Origin of the sequence: Rhodanobacter sp. C05 (genome assembly GCF_002001165.1) — a bacterium.
GTDB lineage: Bacteria > Pseudomonadota > Gammaproteobacteria > Xanthomonadales > Rhodanobacteraceae > Rhodanobacter.
On sequence record NZ_MUNQ01000016.1, the window covers coordinates 46,627 to 64,517 of the forward strand.

Annotated in this window: 13 protein-coding genes; 2 read left to right on the forward strand and 11 right to left on the reverse strand. The window is 58.1% G+C overall.

Annotated elements, in window-relative coordinates; genetic code table 11:
- Positions 1-14: 14 nt before the first annotated feature.
- From B0E51_RS13520 to B0E51_RS13570, 11 genes are all read right to left on the reverse strand, one after another.
- Positions 15-1,133, reverse strand: a complete 1,119-nt coding sequence (locus B0E51_RS13520) for a PLP-dependent cysteine synthase family protein (RefSeq protein ID WP_077439594.1) — start codon at positions 1,131-1,133, stop codon at positions 15-17.
- Positions 1,126-3,114 carry a pyridoxal-dependent decarboxylase gene (locus B0E51_RS13525; RefSeq protein ID WP_077445415.1) on the reverse strand — a complete coding sequence of 663 codons (1,989 nt, stop codon included), beginning with the start codon at positions 3,112-3,114 and terminating at the stop codon, positions 1,126-1,128. The genes B0E51_RS13520 and B0E51_RS13525 overlap by 8 nt, the downstream gene beginning before the upstream one ends.
- Positions 3,115-4,214: 1,100 nt before the next feature.
- A complete protein-coding gene (locus tag B0E51_RS13530) occupies positions 4,215-4,943 on the reverse strand; it encodes a nitrous oxide reductase accessory protein NosL (RefSeq protein ID WP_139350355.1) in 729 nt (242 codons plus the stop codon).
- A gap of 2 nt (positions 4,944-4,945) precedes the next feature.
- The gene (locus B0E51_RS13535; RefSeq protein ID WP_077439591.1) at positions 4,946-5,779 is read right to left on the reverse strand and encodes an ABC transporter permease subunit; all 834 of its coding nucleotides are present in this window, start codon (positions 5,777-5,779) and stop codon (positions 4,946-4,948) included.
- Positions 5,776-6,714, reverse strand: a complete 939-nt coding sequence (locus B0E51_RS13540; protein WP_077439590.1) for an ABC transporter ATP-binding protein — start codon at positions 6,712-6,714, stop codon at positions 5,776-5,778. Before B0E51_RS13540 ends, B0E51_RS13535 begins: the two co-directional genes overlap by 4 nt.
- Positions 6,707-7,996 (reverse strand): nitrous oxide reductase family maturation protein NosD, encoded by a 1,290-nt coding sequence (locus B0E51_RS13545; protein ID WP_077445417.1) that lies wholly within the window; start codon positions 7,994-7,996, stop codon positions 6,707-6,709. The genes B0E51_RS13540 and B0E51_RS13545 overlap by 8 nt, the downstream gene beginning before the upstream one ends.
- Before the next feature lie 67 nt (positions 7,997-8,063).
- Positions 8,064-10,040 (reverse strand): TAT-dependent nitrous-oxide reductase, encoded by a 1,977-nt coding sequence (gene nosZ, locus B0E51_RS13550; RefSeq protein ID WP_077445419.1) that lies wholly within the window; start codon positions 10,038-10,040, stop codon positions 8,064-8,066.
- Between the two features lie 47 nt (positions 10,041-10,087).
- Positions 10,088-12,193, reverse strand: a complete 2,106-nt coding sequence (locus tag B0E51_RS13555; protein WP_254424523.1) for a NosR/NirI family protein — start codon at positions 12,191-12,193, stop codon at positions 10,088-10,090.
- A gap of 112 nt (positions 12,194-12,305) precedes the next feature.
- Positions 12,306-13,373, reverse strand: a complete 1,068-nt coding sequence (locus tag B0E51_RS13560; RefSeq protein WP_077439891.1) for an FAD:protein FMN transferase — start codon at positions 13,371-13,373, stop codon at positions 12,306-12,308.
- Positions 13,374-13,441: 68 nt separating this feature from the next.
- Positions 13,442-13,744 (reverse strand): high-potential iron-sulfur protein, encoded by a 303-nt coding sequence (locus tag B0E51_RS13565; RefSeq protein WP_077439587.1) that lies wholly within the window; start codon positions 13,742-13,744, stop codon positions 13,442-13,444.
- Positions 13,745-13,806: 62 nt separating this feature from the next.
- Positions 13,807-15,138: an NAD(P)/FAD-dependent oxidoreductase gene (locus B0E51_RS13570; protein ID WP_254424524.1), complete on the reverse strand. Its 1,332-nt coding sequence runs from the start codon at positions 15,136-15,138 to the stop codon at positions 13,807-13,809.
- Between the two features lie 578 nt (positions 15,139-15,716).
- Here B0E51_RS13570 and B0E51_RS13575 point away from each other — a divergent pair.
- Together B0E51_RS13575 and B0E51_RS13580 are read left to right on the forward strand one after the other, a co-directional pair.
- Positions 15,717-16,778 carry a hypothetical protein gene (locus B0E51_RS13575; RefSeq protein WP_077445556.1) on the forward strand — a complete coding sequence of 354 codons (1,062 nt, stop codon included), beginning with the start codon at positions 15,717-15,719 and terminating at the stop codon, positions 16,776-16,778.
- A gap of 63 nt (positions 16,779-16,841) precedes the next feature.
- Positions 16,842-17,408 (forward strand): TlpA disulfide reductase family protein, encoded by a 567-nt coding sequence (locus B0E51_RS13580; RefSeq protein ID WP_254424011.1) that lies wholly within the window; start codon positions 16,842-16,844, stop codon positions 17,406-17,408.
- Positions 17,409-17,891: the final 483 nt, after the last annotated feature.

Here is a 17,891-nt window from a genome sequence, read left to right on the forward strand (position 1 = left end):
GTATTGATTGCGTTTCATATCGCGCCATTGCCCGGGATGCGCCAGCGGCCATCTTGCAGGGTAGAGCGCAGTGCGGCGTCCCACGTCGAAATATCGATACCACGTGCGGCCAGCCACTTTCGATCGAACAGCGTCTGCGCGTAACGTTCACCACGGTCGCACAGCAGGCTGACAATGCTGCCATGTTCGCCGTGGGCCCTCATCGATGCGGCAAGCTTCAGGCAAGCAACCAAATTTGTACCGGACGAGCCTCCGTAGCGATGGCCAAACAGCTCCTCCAGAAGCCAAGCGGCGGCGATCGAGGCGGCATCGGGTACCTCGATCACCCGATCGACCAAATCAAACAAAAATCCTGGCTCTACCCGTGGCCGGCCAATGCCTTCGATCAACGTCGGCTGGCTTGCCCTGACGTTGGGATCCCGGCTGCGCCAGCCATGCACAAAGCCACTGCCCGTCGGCTCGGCTACGCACAGCTGCGTATAGAGCCGACGGTAGCGCAGGTAGCGCCCGATGGTGGCGGAGGTACCACCAGTTCCGGCACCACAGACGATCCACGCTGGCACCGGTCTGGGCTCCAAAACGAGCTGGCCGATGATCGATTCTGCGATATTGTTGTTGCCACGCCAGTCGGTAGCCCGCTCGGCCAGGCCGAACTGGTCAAGATGACAGGCGCCGCGCTTCGCGTGCGCAATCGCCCGCTCATGTACCTGCGACGGGTCATTGACGAGGTCGCACTCGCCTCCGAGCGCATGCACGTCGCGGATCTTGCCTGGCGCAGTACCCTCTGGCATCACTGCGATGAACGGTAGTCCAAGCAATCGCGCGAACCATGCTTCCGAAATTGCAGTGCTGCCAGAGGAGGCATCGACCACGGTTTGCCCTTCGCACAGTCGGCCATTGCACAGTGCGTACAGGAACAGCGAGCGTGCCAACCGGTGCTTGAGGCTACCGGAGGGGTGCGCGGCTTCGTCCTTAAAGTAGAAGTCGATTCCGTGAAAGCCGGGGAAGTTAAGCTTGAGTAGATGCGTGTCGGCCGAGCGGGCCGACTCCTGCGCCAGCTTCGCCAGCGCGTTGTGCACCCAGCATCGTTCGAACTCGCGTTGTGGATTGACCAATTTCAGGATCCTATCCAATGCCCGCCTTCCTGATCAACGTCGGGCGAGAGGCGTCAGTAACGGTCAGCGACTGCACGCGCCGGCCGAGGAATTCAAAGTAGCGATCGATATAACTGATGCCGTTCTCATGATCGATCAGGTACGGGTTCATCAGCGTATGACGCAGTATCAGCAGGCGTCTGTTTTCGCCGTCATGATTGAGAGTAGCCAGATCCAACCCCAAGGCATTGAGAATGCGTGCCGTCTCCACCAGCCCCAGCTCCTCCGGCCGCAGACTGGTTACCGAGCCGAAGAATTCCTTCAATTGCAGCGGCTGGCCTGGATCACAGCGCAAGGTGTCGTGCAGCGCACCGACGAATGCATTGGCACCAGCCAGCGATGTGTTGCCGCGCGGATTGAGCGCAAGACAGACCAAGTTACTGTCCGGCGCGAACGGCACCAGCGCGTGCACGCAGTCAGCCAGATCCAGTGCAAACCGCTGCGCACGTGCGTAGAACGCCTCGGCGGCACGTATGGTGGCGCGCGGCAAGCGGCCGAAATGGCGGTGATCCAGCGGCAGTACCTTGTGGGTCACATACGCCGCGGCCGCCGCCGCGCCAGCCTTGGAACCTTCTGGAATGAACTGGCCGAGGCTACGGTAACGAGCCAGGTAGTCGCTGGGCGTGCTGGTATGGAACACGTAGTCAGCGCGCTCGGCCAGCAACGCCATCGCGCGATGGTCACGGCAAATGAAGGCGCCCGTGCCGTAGGGTAAGTAACCAAGCTTGTGCGGATCTACTGTAGCCGAGTCAGTGTCGCCCAGTGCGGCAAATGCCGCATGCACCGCTGGCGTTGGGAACTGTACGTACTCAGTGGCTACCTCTTCTCGCCCGCGCAGGGTGCCATTCTCGTTACGGAACAACGTGGCCAAGTAGCCACCCCAAGCTGCATCCACATGTACCGAAAAGCCGAGCCCATGTGCTTGAGCTTCCGTGCGTGCAGCTAGAACCTCATCTATCGGATCAATCGTGCCGTACTCTGTGCTGCCTAACACTGCCACGCACATCAGCACCGGCTGCCGGATGCGGACGCAGCGTTCCAGGGTGCCCCGCAATGCAGAAGGATCCAACCGCATGCCTCGGGTCGGCAGAAGCTCCAATTGGTCGCGCCCGAGGCCTAGGAGCTTCAGCCCCTTGCTCCATGAGTAGTGCGCGGTTACCGGCGCCAGCACTAGTGGCACGCGCAGCTGCGGGTGCGCGGCGAAGAAGCCGACCAGACCGCGTTGTTCGACGCGCTCATCGTCCACTCGTTTCAGCCAGTGCGCCCGCTCGGTCGGCGGCTGCGCCGCCAGCCAGGTTTGCCACGCTTCCAGAACTGCGATGCCATCAGCATGAGAAAGATTGAAGGCGCTCCAATCATCTGGTGGCAATTCAAGTTGCGGCACACGCGCCGCACGAAGCGCAACCGGGAATGCCTTTAGCGCAAGTGCGAGTCGCAGCGCCTGGTAGTTCGCCAACGTACCGCCCGAGGTCAGATGCCCGAAGGCACAGGCCGGCTGCACCGGATCGTGCGGATAACCGAGCATGCGTGCCAGTTGAAGTCCAACCTGCACCTCCATATCAACCGTGACCGGCGCAGCGTCCTCGCTGACGTTATTGGGGTTGTACGGCAGCGTCAGTATCTGTGCTGCCAGCCCTGGTAACAGAAGGTCCGAAGCCATATGCCCGATGTAACGAGGGCTGTGGAACGGCACTGATTTCTTCAGTGCCGCGGACAAAAGATGGAGCTCGCGACGCATGCGCGATTCAAAAGCGAGGTAGTCGGGGTGTTGGGCTGCGCCGGTGGCAATAGCCGGTGGATCCTCCGGATGAAAATTGCGCCGCCAATACACGTGGTCGCGCAGGAACTCGACGATCAACCTTTCCAGAAGTGCGTCGTTCTCACCATAGGGACCAAGAAAGCAAGCATCCAGCGTGTGGTCGCGTGACTCCAATGCCGAGAACGGCTGTGCTGCGCTCATAGGAGCCTCTCGCATGTCCTGCCAGAAGTCAGATCGCAATATTCGACCGTGACCTTACCTTTCTGCTGAGTGAGCAAATCCGCACGCGCGCGATCCACACGAGATAGCTCGAGCGGAACCCAACCCAACGCTGTCAGCACACTATGGCCTATGACGTGAATTTTCACATTTTCACTGCTCATCGCACATCTCAGAGAATGTGCATATCCTGGTCCACACAGGGCGTAGTCCCATTGATGCAGATCAAACCACAGCAATATCTTTGGAATTTCAACCGCAGCGCAACTTGTGCGATACCGACTGACGACGGCATCTCACTTGCGTGAAGATCGTCAGATTCGCCTGACTGTCGCTAGCGAACACACCGCTTGACCAAACGTGCACTCGATGTGGTCAACGATCCCAAGTGACTTTCGCTGAATCGAGTACCTCTAGGGTCTGCTGCTGGTTGACCTTGCTCCTAAATTTTCCACCTCATAATCGTGATCAGTGGCGGCTTGTTTGGTCGGATCGGCTTGCCGGTGCTTCTCGAACTGCATCCGCGTAACGTACGGCGAAGCTTCGTTAGAATAGGTTCACCAGGGCTCGGCACGAACGCTATTCCAGCCGCCCGCGTTCGACGCATAGCCTCACCTACGGCGTGCGCTGCGATGGGCCGCTTTCGGGGCCAAGAACGATCAGCGCAATCAACACAAGAAAAATCAGTTTGCCAATATTGGCAACAAACATCAGACACCCCTAAGGCTTGCTGATGCTTCCACGATTGTCTTGTCCAACACTGCTTTCAGACAGAGCCTATGCCGCCAACTGGTCTTGCGCCCCAAGATCCCGCCCTTCCTCACCATTCATGTTTTTCTTAAGCCTCCGAATAGCTGACCCCAAATCCGGCCCATACGGCTCAACTTGCTTGCATCAAAAACCAACACAACCACGACTACAAGGATGATTCGATGCCAAATGTTCAAGATTGAAAGAATTCGCGAATAGGCCACTCGCCAATCTAATAGGCATTTGACGTCAGCGAGCCGACGGTAACCAGGCAGAATACTGCCGCCATTGCATCAGCCTAGCGTTCGCACGCAACAGAGGTACCTTCTATGTCAGTGCGATTTCCCGTCAAGCAGAGGGAGCTGCCTCTTTCGCTGCCCTGAATCAATCTCATGCGGAGCAGAGTTCGACATGCGCAGCAGATCAGGGAGTTCTTCCTGCTTAGCCCACGGCGAATCAGCAGAATGAGGTGGCCTAATACAAGCTTTGGCCAAGGCAAATTCCGGTGAGCCTTGAGTCGGGCAGCTATACCCAAGCATCGAGGTCAGCTCGGGAGTCACGTCGGGAAATCGCAATACTTCTCCGCCGTGCTTGCTAACGAATGCCTCGGCATCCTGCCTGGAGGCAAACGATGCAAACGTTGGTCCCATCAAGCCACTCAGTGGTTGCCAAGCCACGTAGTAGGCCTTACGCGCATCGACAAACGTATTGGCCTCGTTGGAGGGGTGCTGCCAATTGATTCGGGCGCTGTCTTGCACCAGCAGATGCTGCAGCCTTGTCATGTTTTCCGGTTGCAGGATATAGGCAAAGAAATCACGGGTTGAGCCGAATTTCAGGGGGAACTTGTCACCCTGAACATAGGCCTCCCCACGCGGCCCGGGGCCGGCCTCGATGTACATCCCACAGACCGCGCAGACATCGCCTTTATGGATGTCCACCGCGACCTGTGGTGCTGGCGCTTGCCTGCTCTCACAAGCAGCCAATGAAAGGACAACAAAGGCTACCAACAAGAACTCGAGGGCCCCGCCCTTCCCCTTGCAGCGCGGGCGCGACGTGTGCATTTTCATACCTCCTTTCGACGAAACAGAAACTGCGCCAGCTCAAACGGAATGACAATCCACAGCAACATGACCAGGTAGAGCACCCAAGGGCGATACACGTGGGTCGCCGTCATTCCCATGAACAGCTCGTTGCCGCTGCCCGATCCGAGCGTGGTCAGGTTGATCAGCCGAAAGACGTCGATCGGATTCAGGTAGAGCAAATGTGGGAAGAGAGATTGCTCCCACTCGTTGCCGCCGCTGAAGACCAGGATGGCCAGCAGGCAGAGGTCAAAAATGATCACCGTGCCCAACCAAGTCACCAGGGCCAAGCCTGCCGCACGCGCCTTGTCGTGGGTGATCACGCTGATCACGCTGGCCAATGCGACGAAGCTTGCCCCGAGCATTGAAGCGCTGAGCACGAAATTCCCCATGTTGAGCCAGGCCCCTGAGGTTCGCGCCTCGGGCTGCATGATCTGAATGATCACCACCGCCACGCCGAACCCCACCAGGGTAGCCGTCGCCAGCGCACAGCAGTGACCCACGAACTTGCCTGCGACCAGTTCGACTCTCGATATCGGGTAGCTGAGTACCAGTAACAGAGTGCCGTTGTCCTGTTCGCCAACCACCATGTCATAGGCGATCAACAGGCCGATCAACGGAATCACGAAGGCCGCCAGCGTGGTCAGGCTGGCCAAAGTCGCGTCGAACGAGGTAAAGCCTATCTTGCCGGCCGCGGCGCCTCCAAAGTAGGCAATGCTTAGGGCCAGCACGGCGAACAGCAACGCCACGGCAATCGTCCAGCGATTGCGGAAGTCGTCGCGAAACTCCTTCCTGGCAATGATCAGGATGCTGCTCATGGCTTTTGCTTCCCCTGCTGTTTTGTGCCTGCGCCAAGATAGTCATACAGGCGCGCCAGCGATGCCTCTTTGACCACAATGTCCTCGACAGCAGGGTCTGTTACAAGCCGTTGCAGCAGGGCCAGCTTGCCCCCTTCGGCGATCTGGATCTCGAACAGGCCGTCGAACCGCACATCGTGTGTCAGCGCGAATGTATCCAGTCCCCGAGCAAAGGCGACCGGATCGGCAGCGTCTTTCAGCTGCACCACGACGATGTCGGGCAACCCTGACTGCCGGCGAAGATCGCCAACGCTGCCCGCCGCGAGCAGCTGGCCCTGGCGCAAGATCAGAGCGCTGTCGATGTGCGGCTCAAGCTCAGCCAGCACGTGTGACGACACCAGCACGCTGTGCCCTTCGGCACGCAACTCGCCGACTATGTCATAGAGCTCGCGCGTAGCCTGCGGATCGAGTCCCCCGGTGGGTTCATCCAGCACGACGAGTTCGGGAGTTGCCAGCAGCGCCTGCGCTAGGCCCAGACGCTGTCTCATTCCCTTGGAATAGGTGGAGACCCGGCGATCCCTGGCATACGCGATGCCGACGCGCTCTAGCAGCTTACTCGCCTGTTCCCGCGATGCACGCTTCAGGCTCGCGAGGTAGTTGATCACCTCATTTCCGGTGAGGTTTCCGTAGAACGCCACGCTCTCGGGAAGATAGCCGATGCGACGACGCAGCGAGACCGCGTTGCTCCCCCATGGGGATTGACCCAACACCTCAACGTGACCGCTGGTCGGTGCGATGAGTCCCAGGATCAGCTTAATCAGGGTCGATTTCCCGGCGCCGTTGTGGCCCAGCAAACCAACCACCTTACCCATTGGCACGGTCGCCGAGACACCGGCCAAGGCAGCGACGCCCTTGTATTGCTTGCCGAGAGCGGAAATATCAATAGCGTTAATCATTTGCTCGCGCTCTCAAGTTTTCGGGAATCCTCATCAGAGGAAAGCTGTCCTGCACACTGGGCGGAGTGAACACTGGAAACGCGTGCTGCACATAACGCATCAGCAGGATCGAGGGGCTCGACATCAATACCCGTGCGCTCGGATATCTCCACAGCAGTACATCGACGCCATCGTTAGGCCGGTAAGGGACATCACCGATGCCATCACCGTTGAGATCCCAGCCCAAATAGTTGCTCCAGTAATTACCTCGGTGGTGCTGTGACCATTCCTCCGAATTGTTCTGCACATACATGACCTGGGTCTGGTTGTCGACGAAGGCATTGCCGTAGATATTGTTCTGGTCAGAACCTGCGGTGACATGGATGCCGATACGCGAACGCTCCAGCAGGTTGTCCGTGATCGTATTGCCCTGGGAGAGGTACACGAAGATTGCCTTGCCCTCGGCACCGTCGACGACCTGACCATCGGTATCGAATTGTCCCTGGATGTTGCGCACCTCGTTGCCGCGAATCTCGCTGTAATTGATGTAGTTGAGCAGGAACCCGTAAGACATGTCGTCATACGCCTGATTGCCGATGACTCGCAGATGATCGGATGCCATCAAGGCGAAGCCTGCGGTGTTGCCGGAGCTAATGTTTCCCTCTAACAAATTCCGTTTGGAATACATGTAGTGGACGCCGTAGCGCACGTCATGGATCCGGTTGTTTTCGATCTTGTTGTCCGGGCTAACGTAGACGTAGATGCCGTCCCGGGTCTTGCTCACGTCATTCCCGGAAATCGTGCACCCGGTGTCATTCCACAGGTGAATCCCGTCACCCCGATCCGACACGCGCAATTGCGGCACGCCAACGATGGTGTTGGCGTTAACCACCACATGGTTGGCACCGTCCAGATAGACACCGAACAGCACGTTCTCGATCCTGTTGTTTGAGACGCCCACATCATCCACCGCACGGTCAATGTAGATACCGGCATTCATCGCGGTCAGGTCCGTACCGGAGTGGCGGATCGTCAGGTCATTGATACGCACATGAGATGCTGACACGCGTATCACATCGCCTGAACCATCACCATCAAGCACTGCTCCGGGGCTGCCCACGAGCGATATCGACTTGTTCAGGTGCAGGTGCACATGGTGAACACCCGCGGGTACGTTAACCACCGTCCCCGCCGTCGCCTCGGCGATTGTCTTCTCAAGGGAATACGGCGCTTGCGCCGCCAGGCAGAGACCAGATGCAGCAAGCAGGAGAAAGAGCAGAGGCCAAAGGCTGCGGAAGTTCAACGGACACCTCGAGCTGAGGATGAGGCTGACCCGCCAGAACACAGGCTCCGGCGGATCCAGCCGTTCATCACGCTTCCACCAACATCCGGCCTCTCATCTCCAAGTGCAGCGCATGGCAGAAGAACGTGCAGTAGTACCAGTAGACTCCTGGCTTGTCAGCGATGAAGGTGACGGACGAAGTCTCCTGCGGGCTGATCTCCATGTTGATGCCATAGTTGCTGAGACAGAATCCGTGGGTCAGATCCTCGATGTCGTCGATGTTTGTGTCCACCACAGTCACTTCGTCGCCTTTCTTCACCGTGAAGCTGTTCAGACCGAACGTCGGCGCAGAGCTGGTCATGTAGACAAAGACCTTCTTGCCCTCGCGGATGACCTTGCTGTCCTTCTCCAAAACGATGCCGTGCTTCGTCGCCTGGGCGACGGTTTCGGCAAAGAACGGGTCCTTGCGATCCCAAATGCGCTTGATCTTGCCCGCCATGAGTCGGCTCGGAATGATCACGGCATCATGGGGCTCCGAGAAGACCGGTGCATCCGCCACCAGCACCATCTGGTCGCCGGAAATGTCGATCAATTGATCGTTGTCCGGATGCAGTGGGCCGACCGCCAGGAAACGATCCTTCGAGAACTTGTTCAGCGATACCAGCCACTTGCCATCCGCATCGCGCGTTTCGCCCAGCGACGTGTGGTTGTGGCCAGGCTGGTAGGCGACATCGAGCTTCTGGCGCAGGTAGTTGACCTTCTTGCCCGCATAGGCGTCGATCGCGTCCTGGATGTTCCATTTTACGATCTGGCTATCGATGAACAGCGTGGTGTACGCATTGCCACGACCGTCGTAAGCCGTATGCAATGGCCCTAGGCCCAGTTGTGGCTCGGCCACCACAGCATCACGCGGATCTTTGAGCTTGCCGGCAAAGTAGTCGTCGACCTTGCTCCACGCCATCAGGGTGACCGTCGGCGACAACTTGCCGGCGGCAGCGAAATACTTGCCGTCCGGGCTGGAATTGAGGCCGTGCGGGTTCTTCGGGACCGGGATGTACATGGTCAGTTCCGAACCATGGCGTCCGTCCACCACTGGCACCTTGGACGTGCCGATGGTCTTGAATTTGCCGGCCTTGACTGCCGCCTCTATGCGCTTGATGTTGAACACGACGGCCCAGTCGCGCTCGCCCTGCATCATGCCTGCAAGATCCACGGCCCCCTCGCTGTTGTAGCAGGTCGAGGCCACGTATTTGCCGTCGTAATCGCAATCGGTATTGTCCAGGTTCCCATCGACGATGACCTGCCATGCCACTTCCATGGTGTCGCCGTTCACCGCCGTGAAAACGCACTGGTATTTCTTCGGATCGTCCAGGTCACGGCCGTCGTTGGGACTGGGAACTCTGAATTCCGAGTTGGCGAACACGTAACCGGTGCGTGGCTCACGCTGCACGCGCAGGCCGTGGACGTCCGCTACATTGGGAATGCTGGTGATCTTGTCGGTGCGCATCACATCACAGCGGATGCGTGCGATACGACAGCCCGTTTTGTCGTTCATGAACAGGTAGCGCCCGTCGTAATGACCGTTCGTCTGACTCATATGCGGATGATGAAGGTCACCACCTCGGGGAAAGTTCTCGCCTAATACCCGCTTGCTCTCGTTGGTGATGCCCCAGCCGATGGCGAAGTCGGTGTTAAACACCGGGATGCGCATCAGTTCACGCATCGACGGCAGGCCCAGAATACGCATTTCGCCGGACTGGCCGCCGCTCCAGAAACCGTAGTATTCGTCCAGTTTGCCCGGCGCAACGTGATCCTCCGGCATGCCCGTGGCTGCAGGGGCGGGGGCCTTACTCGACACGGGCTGTTCGCCCGTCGACGCGCGGCCGCATCCGGCTAGCAGCGTGCCACCGACGCCGGCAAGACCCGCCAGTGCGCCCATTTTCATGAAACCACGGCGGCCAAGGTTCCCCGGCGAACCAGGAAGCGAGGCAATCTCCTCTTCCGTCAGCGCTCTGAACTGGCCGGCTTTCAATTCCGGATTCTGTTCGTTTGTCTTGTCGCTCATTGCTATCGCTCCTCAAAAATTAGTGGCATCCCAACCAGATTGCTGGCCTACCTAGGTCTTTCTGCCTGTGCATCAGTGTCTCCTGCATCTGTGGTGACGACACGCGTTGGCAACGGGCGTGACGCCTTCTCTTTTCTCTTTCGATGTTCGACCAGAGGTGGGCACTTGTGGTCGTCTTCGTAGGTCACCTGGCAGTCCAGGCAGTAGTGACACTCGTTGTAGTTGATCGGACCCAGCGGACTGATCGCCCTGACCTCGCACTCGTTGGCGCAGATCTGGCAGGGATGTCCGCACTCCTTGCGCCGACGCAGCCACTCGAACAGGCGCCAGCGCCCTGAAACAGCAAGGCCGGCACCTAGCGGACAGATGTAGCGGCAGAAGAACTTGTTGATGAACGCTGCCGCGACGAGCAGGATCACCGCGTAAAGAACAAAGCCCCAGGAGCGCATGAAGTGCAGATTGACCGCAGTCTTGAACGGCTCGACCTCCGCGAAGCGCTCGGACAGACCCACCGACTGCAGCGACAGGCCAAAGAGGAACAGCAAGATGATGTACTTGATCGCCCACAACCGCTCATGCACATACGGTGGTGGTTCCAGTTGCGGCACCTTGAACTTCAACGCCACCTTGTTGATCAGCACCTGCATGGCGCCAAACGGGCACAGCCAGCCGCAATACACGCCCCGCCCCACCAATAGCAGGGACACCGCCACGAAGGTCCACAGGATGAAGATCAGGGGATCCATCAGGAAGATGGACCAGTGGAAGCCGTGGATCACCGCATTGACGAAGGTCAGGATGTTCACCACCGAAAGCTGCGCCAGGCCGTACCAGCCGATGAACACGACGGTGTAGATCAGAAAGCCGACACGGACGCGTTCCAGCAGCTTTGGACGCTTGACCACCCAGTCCTGGAAAATCAGGATCAGCGACAGGAAGAGCAGTCCGGCTACCAGCACGGCAATCTCGAAGCGCTTGCCGTACCAGACCTTCACCCACAATGGAGCGTCATCAGGAATCGGACTGCTGTTGACCTTCGGCTGGATGACGTAGTCGGCAGGGATCTGGTAGCCCCCGCTAAACGTGCTGTAGATGCTTTTCAGCGGCCCGATCTGCCGCCTGACCAGCAGCTGCAGCGTCCATGGGCCACCGGCATTGAACCCCTGTCCATGGTGCAGGATGAAAATGCCGTTCTCGTTAAAGCTCGGCATCCCGGCCAGTTCCGGGTTGTCGAGCGCCACGTAATCAGTATCCTTGAAAAGGAACAACTTGCTGTCTTGGACAATATGCAGCCGGTCATAGATGCCGCCGCGCACGTAGCCCAATCCCTTGTACGAATAGACACCGTTGGCGACGACCGCAATCGCTTCATCGCCGGGACTGAGGTTCTGCATCATCGCTTTGTAGGTGGCGTCGCCGAGCAGGTTTCTGCCTACAGTCGGCGGGGTGATGTCGGCGTAATAGAGGTCAATGAAGGTGTCGTTCTCATGACCCGGTGATGGTGCGGTCGGATCGTCGACCAAGCCGCTCTCGGGCTGCCCCTTGAAGGCATCGATGACCGTCCCTCGAGTGATGTTCAGCTGGCGGAAAGCCCCGTTCCCCGTCAGCTGCTGCCAATTAGCCTTCTTGAGATAGTCGGCCCGGATGGTGGCCAGCGCATTTTCGGTGGCCGGCATACCGGTCACCAGATGCCGCGACACGGCTACTTCCAGCGCTGCATTCATGATCGTCTCATTGACCACCATCGAGGTGACGGTGGCGCTGCTGATCGCATCAATTTTTGTAGTCCCGGGAACATCGCTTCCACCGACGACGATCTTGTCCTTGACGCTGTGGCCGACATAACGCTCAACGAAATCGTAAAGTCGCTGCACCGGAATGCCGACCAGTAGGATCGGCTCATGCTGCTCGAGAACCTTGGTGCCGAGGATCTTGCCAGTCTGGTCAATCGCCACGAGGATATTGATTGGATCACCGGAATACGCCGGAACCGGCGCTACCATCACCGACTCGAACACGTAGCCGATAACCTTGTCACCGTCGTAGACCGGTGCTGCCGGCGGCTTTCCGGAGATATCCGCGAATCGGGTTGCGCTGGGAAAGTAGCCACGCACTTCGGGAAATTTCTGATCGACGCCTGCGATGGCTTCCATGGAAACAAGCATCAGCAGGCAGGTCACACAAAGCAGGAGCAGCCTCCTGGCGAGTTTGGCCGTGTGCAATACCCCGGAAAGACCAGGGCTTTCGGGTGGCCGTGTGCGCACGTCAGACCACCTCCGGATTGCCCGAAACTTGCGGGAGATCCTTCGAACGCCAGCTCCTGCTACCGTCCCTGGAGAAGACCAGCCATTGATCGTTCTGCGAGGCCATCACTTCGCGCAACCGCGGCACCGGCATCGAAGCGGCGGCGACGCTCATTGCATCGGCATCCACCGAGGTCTCCGCCATGACCGTGACGCTGGAGTAATTCAGTGGGGAATAACCCGTATGTGGATTGATCACATGGAAAAGCGTCTTGTCGGACGAATAGAAGATCCGGTAATTGCCGGACGTGCCAAGTGCGGCATTGCGTATTGTCACGACGGCTGCAACCTTGTTGATGTCGCCGGGATCAACGATGCCGATGTGCCACTGACGGTTGAAATCGCTACCGGAGATCGCACGCAGATCGCCACCTGCATCCACCAGGGCGTCTTCGATACCCGACTCTCTCAACGAGGCAATCCCCTGGTCGATGACGTACCCCTTCGCCAGCCCGTCCAATGTGACGGACATACCCGGATGGGTGAACCGTACGCCCTGCGCATCCAGCGCGATTCGGCGATAATTGATCAGATGATCTCGCTCCCCTATCTGTACACGATCACCCGCATCGAGTACGGCGGGCTGGCGCATCGATTCGAAGTACTCCAGGACGGGCAACACGCTGATATCGAAGTCACCGTCAGTCACCGCTGAAATCGCCAATGAGCGATGCAAAACGTCCCTGAGTTCCGGCGGCAAATTCTCCAGACGGCCATCACGGTTCAGGCGCGCCACCGGACCGGCCGGGTCGAAGCGCGTCAGCACCGCAACAGTACTGGCCATTCGCTGAAACGCGGCGTCAATGGCGACGCCCGCCTTGTCAACGTCGTCGGCCAGGCAGGTGATTGCTACCGAAGTCTGCATAAGCGTCTGCTCACGACGCACCTCGAACAGGTTCCGTCCCCGTTTGAGCACGAACCAGCCTGATCCTCCGACCAATCCTCCGGCCGCTGCCACACCGACGAAGGCCTTGAGGAGTTTTCGGCGACCGGGCGACCGAGGCTCGTCAGCTTTTTCCGGGACATGCATGACGTCAGCCTCCAGTGGCTGCAAAACGAACCAGACAGTATCTTCAGGAAAGCATTTGACGCGCTGCTTTAGGCTTTACGCGCATAGGCGACGCACCATGCGGTGGGGCTAATACTTCCTGCAACAACTTTGCAGGTTCCGTTGGACTTTGGCGTCTTGCCCGGGACGTAGTGGATGCAGTTGTCGCATTGATCCTTACCGTGCGGTGTGGACTGGTACATCATCGTGGCCTGGGGGGCCAAGGCTTGTGCATGCGCCGGTGCGGATTTCAGCAGACCGGTGGCTGCCACGGCCCCGATTGCCGCCATGGTCAGGCCGCTCTTCAGCAGGGTGCGACGGCTAGCATCGAATTCATTGCTGTTCTCTTTCATGGGTTTCTCCTGGGACTGTGTCGCTTCATTTCACACACGCATACCGCGTGCTGGCACGCATTTCACGTATTGCTGGCGACATCGGTGGTCAAGCCGGCGCTGGCCGGACTGGCCGCGGGCACGATGGGTGCGCCATCGGCACCAACCACAACGCCTAGGCGCTTGTGCATAATTGGGCTGGTCGTGGTGTACTGCAGATGCACCTTCTCACCAGGATTGAGGTGTTCCTTTACGGCGAAGGCGCACAACGCCGCCTCGTGAAAACCAGAAAGAATCAGTTTCTTCTTGCCGGGATAGGTGCTCACGTCGCCAACTGCATAGATGCCGCCTTTCGATGTTTGGAACGTGGCCGTATCGACCACGATCTGCTGGTGATCGAGTTGCAAGCCCCACTCCGCGATCGGCCCGAGTGCCGGATGCAATCCCCAGAAGACCAGCAATTGCTCAGACTCGATCCGTTGCACCACACCACTGCGTGCCCGTACACGTACCCACTTCAGCTCGCCTTCCGGCGCATCCAGTCCCACGATGTCGCCTTCGAAGAATTGCATGCGACCGGCGTCGCACAGTTCCTGCATGCGTTTGACGTGGGCGGGTGCCGCCCGAAACTTGGTCGAACGATGCACCAGCACGATGCTATTGGCACGATCGACCAGTGCCAGTGACCAATCCAGTGCTGCGTCACCGCCGCCGGCAATCACAATGTCCTTACCATCAAATTTGCTGGCGTCGATAACCTTGTAGTGGACCGCGTGACCCTCCACACCTTCGATGTCAGGCAATGCGAGCTTGCGAGGCGCAAATGCCCCGAGACCGCCAGCTATTATCAGTGCTCCGGTGTTGAACGTGGTCCCAGCACTGGTGGTTACCTTGAAGCGCCCACTTTCCAAGCGATCGACCGTGGTCAACGTCTCGCCCAAGTGGAATTGCGGGGCGAACGGTCGAATTTGTGCCTGAAGCCGCTCGATCAACTCACGTGCACTGCACACCGGTACCGCCGGGATGTCGTAAATCGGTTTGTCGGGGTACAACTCGATGCATTGACCACCAACCTGTGGCATCGAGTCGATGATGTGCGCGCTGACCCCGAGCAGGCCAAGCTCGAACACCTGGAATAACCCTACGGGGCCGGCTCCAACGATAACCGCATCTGTACAAATCGACCTTTCGCACACTGAAATACACACCTCTTGCGAATTCACCACGTGGGTAGAAGTCTGCGCGACCACGACGCGTCTGTTCTTGATATCGATCAATTTCAACCGTTCTCGGCCCGTGACCGAATGCCACACCAAAGGATTTATTTCGGGCACGACCACGCGATACGGCAGCGAAGCCATATACCGTTGACAACAAGTGGTTTCCGACCATCCAATGCGGGCGGCCAAGCTCAAGGAGCTTTCCATTTCGCCAATGACGGCGACGTGAACAAAAACTCGCCAAAATGCTCGAGGAACAGCTAGCGCCGCCGCGCCAATCAGATCGCTATTTGACCACGCGCGCGGATTTCCTCGCTGAAGATATGCAATAAGCGATCTGAGCGGCAACTCCACAGTTACCGCGGTGGAAACAGTTCGTATTTTCCATCCATGTATTCATGTGCGAGAGATGTGGCATTGGGTCGCAGTGCCGACGTTTTCGCAACTGAATATGACGTCGGTCAAGAGTCTTGGTGATGACACTCACCAGAATGCTTGCAGACCGCACAAGGAGTACCACCTGAAGCCCCCTTGCTGCTGCTCACTAGCCACTGACCTTCCCACTGGCGCTGGCCAGGTAGTAGCAATCAAGGGATCACATAATCCAATTTTCAGATTGAGAAAACGCATCCTCGCTGGATTGACAAGGAGGTTGCACGGAAATGTCAACGCTTAGCCGAGGTTTATTTGCGCTATGACCATAGATCTGCTGGAACCCGTGATCACCCCATGAAAATTGACGCCGTCCTTTGGATCAGACCGTGATGCCATTCATGCCACTAATTACCAAACCATTGGTTGTCGCCCTTGGGGTACTGATGCTAAGTGGTATACCGCTCACCGCAGAGGCATGTGCGACGTGCGGCTGCACTTTGAGCACAGACGCTGCGACCGGTTACTCATCGGAGTCGGGCTGGCGTATCAACGTCGACTACACCTATATCGATCAGGATGAGCTTCGCACCGGTAGCCACAGGGCAAACCTCGAGCAAGTGGTCAATCAACCCTCCGATCCCTCGCTTGGCGGCGGTGAAATCGAGCACGGCACGGCCAACCAGTATGTGAACCTTTCCGTGGACTATCGCTTTAATGCGGATTGGGGAGTCTCGCTGTTGATTCCCTACGTAACGCGCGACCACTCCACGTACGGCACTCAACTTCAGCCTTACACATCCGCTGAAAGTGCACCCGATCAGCTAAGCAATGCCAGCGTATCCGGCTTGGGCGACATGAAGCTACTTGGCAGCTATCAAGGATTCTTGCCAACACACAATCTCGGCATCCAGTTCGGCGTCAAGCTACCGACCGGCAACTACGGTGGTCAGACCGCCGATGGCCGCTTCGTCGGTACTCCCGTGCTGTTCAAGAATGGTCCCGGCGTCGGCCAATCCCTTGATACAAGCTTGCAGGCGGGCACTGGAAGCACCGATCTGATCGTCGGCGGTTACTACTTCCAACCGATCAGTCAGAACTTTGACGCCTTCATAGACGGTCAGTTTCAAGCAGCGATTTCCGAAGAGCTCAGCTCCGCTGGTGGCAACTATCGGCCCGGCAACCTGGCCACCATGAGCTTTGGTGTGCGCTATGAGGCGCACGCAAACTGGGTCCCTCAATTGCAGATCAACCTGCTGCACAAGAGTGCGGATCAGGGTGCGCTAGCCGACCAGCCTGACACTGCCGGCACGGTGGCTTACCTCAGCCCGGGCATCAGTGCGAGCATCACTAAAAAGTTGCAGCTCTACGCCTTCGTGCAGGTCCCGGTCTACAGCCATTTGGCGGGCTACCAGCTGTTTCCGGGCTGGACCGGCACGATGGGAATCAGCTTGGCGTTGTGACTATGCAAATCGTAACGTGCGTACCAGTTAGATTCGGAGTGCCGCCACATAGCGGTTCGCATCTTGTTTGAGGATCGCCCTGCTGTGCGAGTACCGATATTCACCACAAAGGTGTTTTGGCCTCGCATCGTGCTCGCGACTGCGTTGGCACTGGCACTTTCAACTTTCTCACCTACACAGGCAAACACACTTGTCATTGGCCAGACGGCGCCTCCGATCACACTAACCACACTCGACGGCAAGCAGATTGATACTCACGATCTGCGCGGCAAAGTGGTGATCGTGACTTTCTGGGCAACGTGGTGCCAACCGTGCAGGGAGGAGTTACCACTGCTCTCGCGTTATGCACGGGACCATGCGCAGCAAGGTTTGGTCGTACTCGGCTTCAGCCTCAACACACCGGATGAACTCGACCAGGTCCGCGCCGCGGCGGGCACCCTGAGCTTTCCAGTGGGTCTACTCGGCGACCCACATGTGCAAGGCTACGGTCGCATCTGGCGTCTGCCAGTCAGCTTCACCATCGATCGAAAGGGGCGATTAGTCGACGATGGCTGGAAAGACGACTCAGCAGCATGGACAGTCATACGTCTCGAACAAGTGATTACTCCACTGTTGAATCAAGAATATTGAGACTAAGAAACTCATTTATAGGCTCGGAAACAAATTATCGCCGGCTTGTCTGAGTAGAGCCGTAAATATAGGTTGACATGATGGCCTTGGAGTTCGCTGTGGTCGCGAATGCCACCCCTCGGCTCGGTGCTGGTGGCAGCTTTCGATCTCGCAATCAATAGGTATTCATTTACCAAGGTCCACACAGGTCGCACCAACGTGTTGTTGCGACGCCTGCCGTCACTGCTCAAGCCGCACCAGATTCCGGCCATGCACAGGTTGATGGATGTGACCTTATCCCTGTATTTGTGGCGGCCTAAGGTGGAGAAATCGGCCCTTCGTGATTCGTCCGTATCGTCTCTGCGAACAACGCGGGCGTGCTGTCTGCGAGACGGTCAAGACCATGATAACGCGTTGCGCTTCCCGCGATTTTGCGTTTACGAGATGGCAAAATCTGGTGCAGGCACCAACAGTTCGCGAGATTTGGCAGATGTATCAGGGTCG